Origin of the sequence: Streptomyces niveiscabiei (assembly GCF_033794345.1) — a bacterium.
In the GTDB taxonomy this organism is placed as follows: domain Bacteria; phylum Actinomycetota; class Actinomycetes; order Streptomycetales; family Streptomycetaceae; genus Streptomyces; species Streptomyces niveiscabiei.
On sequence record NZ_JARAYJ010000042.1, the window covers coordinates 57,271 to 68,127 of the forward strand.

Below are 10,857 nucleotides of genomic sequence, written 5' to 3' on the forward strand. Positions count from 1 at the left end.
GGTGCTACGGGGTGACCGTCAGTGCCGTCGTACCGATCGTCTTCCTGCCGTCCCCGTAGGAGACGAGCCCGAGGTAGACGTTGCCGGCCTTGAGGCCCTTCCAGGACACCGTGGACCTCGCCACCGCCCCCTGCTCGGCCTTCTGCGACGCCGGGGTGGCCGTCGCCTTCGGCGCGGGCTTGCCGGTCTTGCCGATCAGCCAGGTGTGGAGCTTGTAGGTCTGGCTCCCGGAACCGGCCGGCGCTATCGCCTGGTTGACGAAGACGTCGTAGGTGCCCGGCGCGAGGTCGGCGTGCTCGTTGTTGCCGGCGCCCGGGGAGGAGACGACCTTGCCGTTCTTGTCGACGACCCACAGGTCGACGTCGCTGCCCGCCTTGAAGTCGGACGACACGATCGCGAGCCGCGCGAGCGCGGTGCCCGCCGGGACGGTGAACGTGCTCGCGGCGGTGTTCGGACCCGGCGCGGACGGGTTGACGTCACCGGCCCCCTTGAGGGTGCCCGTCTTCGTCGTACCGGCGTAGAGCCCGTTCACGGCGGTGGTGAAGGTCCCGCCGAACCCGGCCTTGGGCGCGAGCCGGACGGAGCCGGAGGCGCCCTTCCCGGTGACCGAGGAGGCCGCGCTGACCTGCGCGGCGCGCAGCGCGACGGCGGAGCGCACCTTGTGGTGCCCGTCGGCCCAGCTGACCGCCCCGAACGCCCACGTGCCGTACGCGGCGGTGGTGCGGGTGAAGGTCACCTTGTACGAGGCGGAGCGGCCCGGCTTGACGGTCAGCTTGGCCGGGGTGACGGTCGCCCTGTAGCCGGCCGGGGTCTCGACGCTCGCGGTGTAGGTGCCGGCCGAGCCGGAGACGTTGGTGACGGTCCGGGTGACGGTCTGGGCGCCCGCGAGGTCACCGACGGAGATCGACGGCGTGTTCAGGTCGCTGGGGTCGATCTTCGGCGCGATGGCGCAGATGTCGCGCCCGTCGGTCATGACCGGCGCCTGGCCGATCGAGCAGAGGTAGGCGACCCAGTCCACGGCCGTCGAGTTGTAGACGAGCCCGGGGTCGGCCGCGCTGGTCGCGACGACGTGGCCGGAGCCGTAGTCGAGCGGGGTGGCGACGGTGCCGCCGGCCCGCTGGATCGGCTTGCCCGCGGAGTCCTTGGTGGTCGCGGTCGTCATCAGCGCCGACTTGACCTCCATCGGCGTCCAGGTGGGGTGCAGCTGGCGCAGGACCAGGGCGAGCCCGGAGACGTGCGGCGCCGACATCGACGTACCCGACATGATGCCCTGCTGCCCGGTGAAGCCCGGGGTGCCGGGGGCGACGCCCGCGACGATGTCCACGCCCGGCGCGGTGATGTCGGGCTTGAGGAGGTCGCCGCCGCTGTTGAGGTCGGGCCCGGAGGAGGAGAACCCGGCGACGACGGGGGCTTCCTGGCGTACGGCGCGGGCCGGGGCGAGGACGGCGGTGGCGCCGGAGCCATCCGCGTACGCCTTCACGGCCTCGCCGTCCGCCTTGTTCAGGTGGACGGCGGGGACGGTGTGCGCGTCGGCGATCTCCTCGTCGGTCGCGAGGGTGTTGTACAGCACCATGCCGGCGCCGCCGGCCGCCTTCACCTGGGCGCTCTTGTCGGTGCGGGCGTTGTTGCCGCGCGCGCAGACCACGATCGCGCCCTTGACCTTGGCCGGGTCGAGGGTGTCGGGCATGCACAGCGCCGCGTTCGCCGCGTCGGCGCCGCTCCTGGCGGCCCTGGCGCCGTCGACGAGCGGGGCGGACGGCACCGCGGTGCCGGCGATGCTGACGCCGTGGTAGGCCTTGCCGTTGCCGAGGGTCACCGTGCCCTGGTAGCCGATGGAGTGGCTGGAGGCGGCGACGGTGGTCACCCACGGGACGCCGTTGGAGGCGGTGCCGACGCCGGAGTTGCCGGCCGAGGCGGAGACGAAGACGCCGGCGCGGGCCGCGTTGAGCATCGCCAGGTACTCGGGGCGGTTCGCGTGGTCGGTGTTGGGGCCGCCGAGCGAGTAGTTGATGACGTCGACGCCGTCGGCGACGGCCTTCTCCATCGCGGCGACGATGTCGACGGTCCCGCAGCCGTCCGTGTAGCAGACGCGGTAGGCGGCGATCCGGGCCGCCGGGGCGATGCCGGATATCTCCGTCCCGGATATCCCGCTGTCGGGGACGTTCGCGGCGACGTTCGCCGCGCCGGCCGCGGTGCTCGCGGTGTGCGTGCCGTGGGACTCGCCGTCGAGGGGCGAGGGCCAGTCGTTCGCCTTCGGGGCCGTGATGCTCTTGTTGAAGTACTGGGCGCCGATCACCTTGTTGTTGCAGGTGACGCGGTGCGCCGGGTCCTGGCCCGGGTCGCAGGTGCCCTTCCACTTGGCGTTGACGGCCGCCTGTCCGGGGGCGGTCCCGGGGAACGCCGCGAAGGACGGGTTGGCGGTGTCGATGCCGGTGTCGAGGTCGCCGAGGATCATGCCGGCGCCCGCGTTGGCCTGGCCGCCGGGGACCTTCGAGTAGAGGCCGCCGGGCTTCTTCAGGCCGAGGAAGTCGGCGGTGTCGGCGGCGGGCAGGGTGCCGGTCGCCTGCGGCGTGGTGGTGGCCAGGGGGTGGCTCATCACGTTCCGGGTCAGCGTCAGGACGCCCGGTGTGCGGGCCAGTTCGCTCGCCTGGGCCGCCGTCAGCTTCGCGGCGAAGCCGTTGAGGAGGAGCTGGTAGCTGTAGAGCGGCTTGACGCCGTCGACCGCGTCGAGGACCTTGTCACGCTGCTGCTTGAGGTGGCGTACGAGGTCGCGGACGGCGTCGGTCGCGGTGTTCAGCCGGGTGCCGGGCTTCGCCGCGGTCGCCGGGTCGGTGGCGACGGGCTGGTCGGCGAGCTGCACGAAGTAGATGCCGGCCGAGTACGTCTTCTGCTTGGCGCCGGGCGCGGGCTGAGCCTGCGTCGGCTGCGTCTGGTCCGGTGTCGCGGCGAGCACGGGTGTGCCGGACGCCAGGACGAGGCCGCCGACGAGGGCGGGAGTGAGCAGGGCCGCTCTGCGGCGCCGGCCGGGGTGGTGCTGGGACAAGGTGGGCCTTCCCCCGCGCATGCCGGACCGCGGGGCGAGGGCATGCGCATGACGGTCGCGAATGAAGTGGTCGAGTCCCCCGAGAGACCGTCATCTTGTTACGGGTGGGGCGGGTGGGGAAGGGGGGTCCGCTTGAAGTCTCAAGAGATTCACAGCAGTTTCACGGATTTCGCCGGTCGTTCTCCTCCGGCTGCGGGCAGAGGGCCTGCGGGCAGGGGGCCGGAAAAACACCGCCCGGCCCGCTCACGCTCACCTGAACAGCGGCTCCAGCGCCCGCTCCAGGTCCGCCGCCTCCCGGAAGTGCACCGTCGCCATGCCGAGCGCCCGCGCCGCCTCGACGTTCTCCAGCGTGTCGTCCACGAACAGGCAGCGCTCCGGCGGAACCCCGGCCAGCTCGACGGCGAGGCGGTAGATCCGCGGGTCGGGCTTCGCGAGGCCGACGCGGGCGCTGCTGACGACATGGTCGGCGAGGTCGGTCAGCTTCATCTCCGCGAGGTCCGCCTCCAGCTCCAGCGTCGCGTTGGTGACCAGGACCAGGGGGACGTGGACGCGGGCGCGGCGCAGGAGGGTGACGACGGCGTCGTCCGCGTGGAAGGGGGACTCCAGGAGGGCCCGGCCGAGATCCCAGGCCGTGGACTCGTCGACCAGACCCGACAGGCCCTCGGCGATGGCGGCGACCCACTCCTGGCCGGTGATCCTGCCGAGCAGCAGGGGAAGGTCGTTCTCCGGGGTGAACGCGACCTTGAACGTCGTCCCCTCCGCCAGGCCCGCCGCGCGCTCCAGCGCGTGGACACCGGAACTGTCGAAGTGCCGGACGACGTTGTCGACGTCGCACAGGACCGCGTCGAAGGGCCTGCCGGGGGTGGGCTCACTCACTGGTGACGGTGACCTTCTCGTCGTTGTTCAGCTCCTTGACGAGCTGCTTGACCTTCGTCTTGTCCCAGACGAGGTTGCCGCCGCTGGACCCGGAGATCGGCATGTTCATCGACGTGCCGTCGCCGCCGTTGACGCCCTTCATCGCGAAGAACATCGAGCCCAGGTCCCACAGCGACATGTCCTTGTCGACGATGAGGGAGTCGAGGCCCGCGCCGAGCGTCGGGTACAGCGCGAAGGGGTTCAGGACCGTCGTCGGCGTCGCGACCTCGTGCGCCAGCGCGGCCAGGAACTTCTGCTGGTTCTTCGTCCGCTGGAGGTCGGACGCGGCGAACGCGTGCCGGGTACGGACGAACGCGAGCGCCTCCTCGCCGTTCAGCGTCTGCTTGCCGGCCTGGAAGTCGGCGCCGGAGTACTTGTCCTTGAACGCCTTGTCGATGGTGATGTCCACACCGCCGACCGCGTCGACGATGTTCGCGAACCCCGCGAAGCCGATCTCGACGTAGTGGTCGATGCGCAGGCCCGTGTTGAACTCGACGGTACGGACGAGGAGTTCGGGGCCGTCCGTGGCGTACGCGGCGTTCAGCTTGATGTGCCTGCCGGTGCCCTGGAAGGTCTTGCCGGACTCCGAGCCGACGAACGACGGCAGCTCCACGTCCGAGTCGCGCGGCAGCGAGATCAGCGTGTCGCCGTTGCCGCCGACGTGCAGGATCATCATCGAGTCCGTGCGCTTGCCCTCGGCGGAGCCGGTGTGCAGCTTCTTCTTCTCCTCCGAGGACATGCCCTCGCGGCTGTCCGAGCCGACGATCAGGTAGTTCGTGCCGTCGCCGCCGCTCGGCCGGTCGATCACCTTCGAGAGGTCGACCTCGCGGCGGAGCTTGCCGTCCGCCCAGAAGTACGTCCCGACGGTCGTGACGATCAGTACGCCGGCGAGCGTGATCGCGCCCCACTTGATGCGCTTGCGCCAGTTCGGCGCGGGGCGGCCGGAGCCGGCGTGACCGACGCCCTGGCCGCCGCCACCGCCGTACACCTGGCCGGTGTTGTACCCGTCGTACCCGTCGCTCTGCGGCCCGCCGCCCTGGTCCAGGTACTGGGGCTGCCCCTGTCCCTGATACGACTGCTGCCCCTGGTACGAGGGCTGCTGCTGTCCGGGCACCCCGTACCCCGGCGGCGCCGTCGGCCCGCCCCTGCGCACCTGCCGCATCACCCGAGCGCCCTCGGGCTGTGCGCTCGCGCTGCCGTAACCGTGGCCGCCGCCGGCGCTGCCACGTCCGCCCCGGTTGTCACCGGACCATCCCTCGGGCCAATCGTTCATGGCCACAGTGTGCCGGTCGGCCCTGTCCCCCATACAACCCCCGTCGGAAAATCAGATCCCCCCTGTTGCCAAGCCGACACAAAGTCTCGATGCGCATACAGGGGGAGAGTGTGGCGGACGTGACATCAGGAACGGATGGGACGGACGGTACGGAGACGGTCGTCACCGGTCGGCGGGCAAGCGGTCACGTGCCGACCCCGGAGAAGCCGCCCCGAAAACATGACGCTCCCTGTCAAGTATCCCCGGCAAGCTCCTCGGCACACCGACCGACCAAGGAGCCTCCATGTCCCCCTCGATCACCTTCATCGTCTACGTGTCCGACGCCCCCACCGCAGCCCGCTTCTACGCGGACCTCCTCGACCTCGGCACCCCCACCTTCGAAACCCCCGGCTACATCGCCTTCGCCCTGGGCGACAAGGCATCCCTCTCCCTCTGGAGCAGCCACGCCGACACCCCCACCCCCCAGACCCCCCGGACCAGCGAGGTCTGCCTCACCGTGCCGGACGGCCCGGACGCGATCGACCACCTCTTCAAGACCTGGACGGCGAAGGGCGCCCGCCCCGTCACCGAACCGATGGACGCGGTCTTCGGCCGCACCTTCGTGGTCGCGGACCCGGACGGCAACCTGATCCGGGTCGCCCCGACGGACGCCTGACAGCCCACCGCCCCGCCCCCGTGACGATCCCGTCACCGGGGCGGCCGTCACGCAACCACGACCGCACCCCACCCCAGGCCCCCGCCCGCGACCTAGTCCCCGCACCCCACCTCGTCCCCCCGCACGACCCCCGCGTCCCCACCCCCGGAATCCCGCCCCCGAACCTTCCGCACCTCCCCGAACCCCGGCCCCACAACCACCTTGAGCACAGCCCCCAGCCCCTTCACGGCCCGCAGCTCGCTCCCCGGCAGCGCGGCGGCCAGCGACCGGGCCGACCGGTCCCAGCGGGGGTCGTACATGACGACCGTGTGGGACACCCGGACCGCGGAGGTCACCGGCTTCCCGTTCGCCCGGAACCCGGCGCGGGACAAAGCGGTGTCGGCCTTCCGCCCCAGCCCGTTCGTCCCGGACCCGTTCTCGACCTGGACGTGGATCAGGGAGGGGGACACCTCGACGACGGGCACGGCGGCGGCCTTGGGACGGGCGCCGGAGAGGGGCTTGTCGTCGCGGAGGGCCTGGAAGACGCGCGAGGAGCGGACCGGGTCCCACTTCAGCGTCGAGCCGATCCCCTTCACCGCGTACCCCATCTCCCCGAGGGGAACGGTCATGAACTCGGAGGAGGAGGGCGAGAAGTTCCGCATGGCCCGCCCGAGGTCGATCAGCTCGTCGGTGCCGAAGCCCCGGTCCGCCCGGACGGAGCCCAGCACGGCCCGGGTGACGTCCCGGAACCGCAGCGGGTTGAAGAGGATCCCGGAGGACGTCGTACGGTCCACGAGGGCGGCCAGGAACCGCTGCTGGCGTTTCATCCGCCCGAGGTCGGAGGAGGCGTCGGCATGCCGGGACCGCACGTACTGGAGGGCCTCGCCGCCGAGGAGGGTGTGGGTGCCGGGGGAGAGGTTCAGCCCCGTGTAGCTGTCGCGCAGGGGAGTCGCCGTGCAGATCTTCACCCCGCCCAGCACGTCCACGGTCTTCATGAAGCTCGTGAAGTCGACTTCGAGGTAGTGGTCGATCTTGACGCGCGTCATGTGCTCGACGGTCCGCACGGTCAGCTGCGGCCCGCCCTCCGCGTACGCCGCGTTGATCCGGATCGGATGCCCGCGATGGTGCTGCCCGGTGGTGTCGTCGGTGTGCGGCGGCGTGTCGGCGTAACTGTCGCGCGGCAGACTGACGACGCTGGCCCGCTCCCGGTCCTCGGAGATGTGCACGATCATGATCGTGTCGGTGCAGTGGCAGGGAGCCCCGCCGAGCCGGTACCGCTGCCGCTCCGCCTCGCTGATCTTGTCGCGCCCGTCCGTCCCGACGAGCAGGACGTTCATCCCGTGCCCCGCGCGCGGCCGGTTCTTCATGTCCTTGAAGGGGTCCACGCGCGCGATGTCCGCGTCGAGCGTGGTGACGACGGAGTGCCCGATCCCGGCGGACGCGAGGACGACGACGGAGAGGGTGGTGGTGAGCCGCAGCGCCCAGCGCGGACGCGTACGGCGGCGCGGGGGACGGGTACGCGGATGGCGGGTACGGGGCATGTGGGCGAGACCTCCGGCGGCGGCCGTACGTGGGGGAGCCGTGAGCACCGTAGGCCCATACGATCTTCGGACGACGACGGCGCGCACCCCTGTCCCCCGTTCGCGGTAACGTGAGCCCCCTATGAACGCCAAGCCCCCCGCCGTGTCCGTGATCATGCCGGTCCTGAACGAGGAGCGGCACCTGCGCGGCGCCGTCCAGGCGATCCTCGCGCAGGCCTACGACGGTGAGATGGAGGTCGTGATCGCCCTCGGCCCCTCCAAGGACCGTACGGACGAGATCGCGGCCCAGCTCGTAGCCGAAGACCCCCGTGTCCACACGGTGCCGAACCCCACCGGCCGCACCCCCGCCGCCCTCAACGCGGCGATCAAGGCGTCCCGGCACCCCATCGTCGTCCGCGTCGACGGCCACGGCATGCTCTCGCCGAACTACATCGCCACCGCCGTACGCCTCCTGGAGGAGACCGGCGCGCAGAACGTCGGCGGGATCATGCACGCCGAGGGCGAGAACGACTGGGAGCGTGCGGTCGCCGCCGCGATGACGTCGAAGATCGGCGTGGGCAACGCGGCGTTCCACACGGGCGGCCAGGCGGGCCCCGCCGAGACCGTCTACCTCGGCGTGTTCCGCCGCGAGGCCCTGGAGCAACAGGGCGGCTACAACGAGGAGTTCATCCGCGCCCAGGACTGGGAGCTGAACTTCCGCATCCGCGAGGCGGGCGGCCTGATCTGGTTCTCGCCGGAGCTGAAGGTCTCCTACCGCCCCCGCCCGTCGGTGAAGGCGCTGGCCAAGCAGTACAAGGACTACGGCCGCTGGCGGCACGTCGTCGCCCGCTACCACGCGGGTTCCATCAACCTCCGCTACCTGGCCCCGCCCACTGCCGTCGTCGCCATCGCCCTCGGCATCGTGCTGGGCGCCCTCGTCACCCCGTACGCCTTCGCGGTCCCCGGCGCCTACCTCGCCGCGATCGTCGCCGGGTCGCTGCCCGCCGGGAAGGGCCTCGGCCTCAAGGCCCGCGCGCAGATCCCCGTCGCCCTCGCCACCATGCACATGTGCTGGGGCTTCGGCTTCCTGACCAGCCCCAAGTCGCTGGCCAGGAAGGTCATCGCATCGCGCCGGCCGGCGGTCCTCACCAGCTGAACGACGGGTCCACGTGCATGCACTGGCTCGTGTCCGAGGCGTTGATCGCCTGAGCGGTGTCGGGGGCGGTGTTGTCGACGGGCGCGGCCTTCGGCGCCTTGTACGCCGTCCCCGCGCGCCAGTCCGCCCCGACCACCAGCGTCACCCCGGACACGTCCGTCGACTTCCGTACGGCACTGGCCGGAATCCCCAGCACCTTCGCGACCCGCAGCGCGTTGCCCTCCAGATCGGCGCTCGGGTACTGGACGAGCGTCGTCTCCTCGGACGTCCCGGCGGACGGATCGACCACGGCCTGCGCGAACCCCTTGCCCGTCAGCACCCCGGCGACCGCCGTGGCGCGGCCCCGTACGCCGGTCCCGTTGTGGACCTGTACGGCGATCTGCGCGTCCGGGGAGGCGACGGGCGCGACGACGGGGGACGGGCTCGGCGTCGGTGAGGGGCTCGGGGAGTCCTTGCCGTCGAGCGCGATGTCCTCGCGGACGAGGCGGAACAGCTTGTCCGCGTCCTCGGTCGGCTCGACCCGCACACCGACGTACCGGTTCGGCATCGTCGTCATCGTGATCCGGTCCGTCGGGACCTTCTGCAACTCCGTCGCCAGGTCGTACATCTTCGTGATGCTGCCGAGCCCGTCGTCGACGGTGATCGCGCTCGTCGCCGCCTCCGCGAGCTTGCGCAGCTTGTTGGGGCTGGTCAGCTTCGCGTTGGAACGCAGCTCCCGGACCATCGAGTTCATGTACATGTGCTGCGCCTTGGCCCGCCCGAGGTCGCTGCCGTCCTCGAAGCCGTACCGCGTCCGCAGCCACTGCAACGCCTGCTGCCCCTTGATCGAGTGGGTGCCCTCCGCGAGCTTCAGGCCCGAGCCCTTGCCGGTCGACGTGTGCGAGTAGACGTTGGCGTCCACACAGACGGGTACGCCGCCGACGGCGTCCGCCATCGACACGACCCCCGAGAAGTCGATCATCATGAAGTGGTCGATGTGGATGTCGGTGAGCTTCTCCCAGGTCGCCACCGTGCACCCCGGCCCGCCCCGCCCGAGCGACTCGTTGGTCATGGCCCGGGTGCTGGCCGCGTACGTCTTGCGGGTGTCGGGGTCGGTGCACTTCGGGATGTCGAGAAGCGTGTCCCGGGGCATGCTCACGACGGACATGTTGCTGCGGTCCGCCGACACATGCAGCAACATCTGCACATCGGCCAGCGGCGGCCCCCCGAACGTGTCCTTCGCACCGCCGAGCTTCTGGTTCTCCTCCGTGTCCCGCGCGTCCGACCCGATCAGCAGGATGTTCAACGCGCGTTGCCCGGCGGCGTTCACCCGCGTGGTCGCCGCGCGGTCCTTCGCGTCCCCCAGATTCAGATCATCACTGCGGATGTTCCCGTTGAGGTGCCGGTAGTACAGATAACCCGCGCCCGCGGTCCCGAGTATCACCACCGCGAGCACCGTGGCGGACCAGCGGAGAATACGCCGCCGACGAGTACGCCGAGGCGGAGCGGGAGGCCCGGAGCCTTCCCCACCGGCCACCGCGGGCCCCCTGCCACCGGGGCCGCCTGCACCGGACACGGCAGGACCGCCCGCTGCCTCGCCGGCGGACACCTCATCAGAAGGCGTCGCTTCAGGCCTCGCTCCGGAGGAGGTCTCCTCGGACGACGCCTCCCGGGAAGCCGAAGCCGCCTCTTCGGAGGGCATCTCCTCGGAGGACGCCCTTTCGGAGGACGCCTCCTTGGGGGACGCCTTAGGGGACGCCTCCTTGGAAGGCACGTCTTCGGACGCCACGCCGGCAGACGTCTCGTCCGCAGACGTGCCCTCCACGGACGCCTCCCCCTTCACCGCACCGCTCTGCGCCATCCCCTGCCCTCCCCGGCCCAGGACCACCCTGGCCGACCCGACCCGGTGCGTCGCCCGCGTCACCTTCTGAGACACACGGGAGCGCCCGCGCGTTGTACAAGACGGCCAAGAGCGCCCAGGGTTCCCCCACCGGCCACCCCGGCCACGCTCTTACCGTTTTCTCATGGACCGGCGAGCAGGAAGCCCGGGCCCACAACCCGCCCCACTCCCCAACGCCTGCCCCCACAAGCCCAGCCCACGCGAACAAGCCCCCACCCGAACCCCGGAGCCGACCCCACCCGACGCGCGAGCCCGAAGCCGCGGCTGCCCTGATAGCAACCGGAGCCGGGGACCCCCACCCAACGCACGAGCCCGAAGCCCTCTCGAAGCAGCCCCCCCCCACCCAAAGCCCCGGCCCCCCCCCCCCCCCCCCCCCCCCCCCCCCCCCCCGCGGCGCCCCGCCGGCCCCCCCCGCCGGGGGGGGGGGGGGGGGGCGA

The 10,857-nt window shown here is 71.5% G+C and carries 7 protein-coding genes; 2 read left to right on the forward strand and 5 right to left on the reverse strand.

The genetic code is table 11. The features are described 5' to 3' along the window. Positions 1-4 precede the first annotated feature (4 nt). The 3 genes from PV682_RS37440 to PV682_RS37450 form a co-directional block, all read right to left on the reverse strand. Positions 5-3,043, reverse strand: a complete 3,039-nt coding sequence (locus tag PV682_RS37440) for a S8 family serine peptidase (protein ID WP_319736199.1) — start codon at positions 3,041-3,043, stop codon at positions 5-7. A gap of 249 nt (positions 3,044-3,292) precedes the next feature. Next, positions 3,293-3,919 (reverse strand): HAD family hydrolase, encoded by a 627-nt coding sequence (locus tag PV682_RS37445; RefSeq protein WP_319736200.1) that lies wholly within the window; start codon positions 3,917-3,919, stop codon positions 3,293-3,295. After that, the gene (locus tag PV682_RS37450; RefSeq protein WP_319736201.1) at positions 3,912-5,231 is read right to left on the reverse strand and encodes an LCP family protein; all 1,320 of its coding nucleotides are present in this window, start codon (positions 5,229-5,231) and stop codon (positions 3,912-3,914) included. The genes PV682_RS37445 and PV682_RS37450 overlap by 8 nt, the downstream gene beginning before the upstream one ends. Before the next feature lie 283 nt (positions 5,232-5,514). On the opposite strand from PV682_RS37450, the gene PV682_RS37455 reads away from it, so the two are divergent. Next, on the forward strand, positions 5,515-5,886 hold the full coding sequence (locus PV682_RS37455; RefSeq protein ID WP_319736202.1) for a VOC family protein: 372 nt from the start codon (positions 5,515-5,517) through the stop codon (positions 5,884-5,886). 92 nt (positions 5,887-5,978) lie between these two features. Here PV682_RS37455 and PV682_RS37460 read toward each other — a convergent pair whose 3' ends face one another. Then, a complete protein-coding gene (locus PV682_RS37460) occupies positions 5,979-7,406 on the reverse strand; it encodes an LCP family protein (protein WP_319736203.1) in 1,428 nt (475 codons plus the stop codon). A 121-nt stretch (positions 7,407-7,527) separates the two neighbouring features. Here PV682_RS37460 and PV682_RS37465 point away from each other — a divergent pair, with 121 nt between their 5' ends. Further along, positions 7,528-8,541, forward strand: a complete 1,014-nt coding sequence (locus tag PV682_RS37465) for a glycosyltransferase family 2 protein (RefSeq protein WP_319736204.1) — start codon at positions 7,528-7,530, stop codon at positions 8,539-8,541. Here PV682_RS37465 and PV682_RS37470 read toward each other — a convergent pair. Continuing rightward, on the reverse strand, positions 8,531-10,222 hold the full coding sequence (locus PV682_RS37470) for an LCP family protein (protein ID WP_319736207.1): 1,692 nt from the start codon (positions 10,220-10,222) through the stop codon (positions 8,531-8,533). The genes PV682_RS37465 and PV682_RS37470 overlap by 11 nt on opposite strands. Between the last annotated feature and the right edge of the window lie 635 nt (positions 10,223-10,857).

Bases quoted from the DNA above. Each gene is read 5' to 3' on its own strand.
- PV682_RS37455 (WP_319736202.1), top strand. From the start codon at position 5,515: ATGTCCCCCTCGATCACCTTCATCGTCTACGTGTCCGACGCCCCCACC.
- PV682_RS37465 (WP_319736204.1), top strand. From the start codon at position 7,528: ATGAACGCCAAGCCCCCCGCCGTGTCCGTGATCATGCCGGTCCTGAAC.
- PV682_RS37460 (WP_319736203.1), bottom strand. From the start codon at position 7,406: ATGCCCCGTACCCGCCATCCGCGTACCCGTCCCCCGCGCCGCCGTACG.
- PV682_RS37470 (WP_319736207.1), bottom strand. From the start codon at position 10,222: ATGCCCTCCGAAGAGGCGGCTTCGGCTTCCCGGGAGGCGTCGTCCGAG.
- PV682_RS37450 (WP_319736201.1), bottom strand. From the start codon at position 5,231: ATGAACGATTGGCCCGAGGGATGGTCCGGTGACAACCGGGGCGGACGT.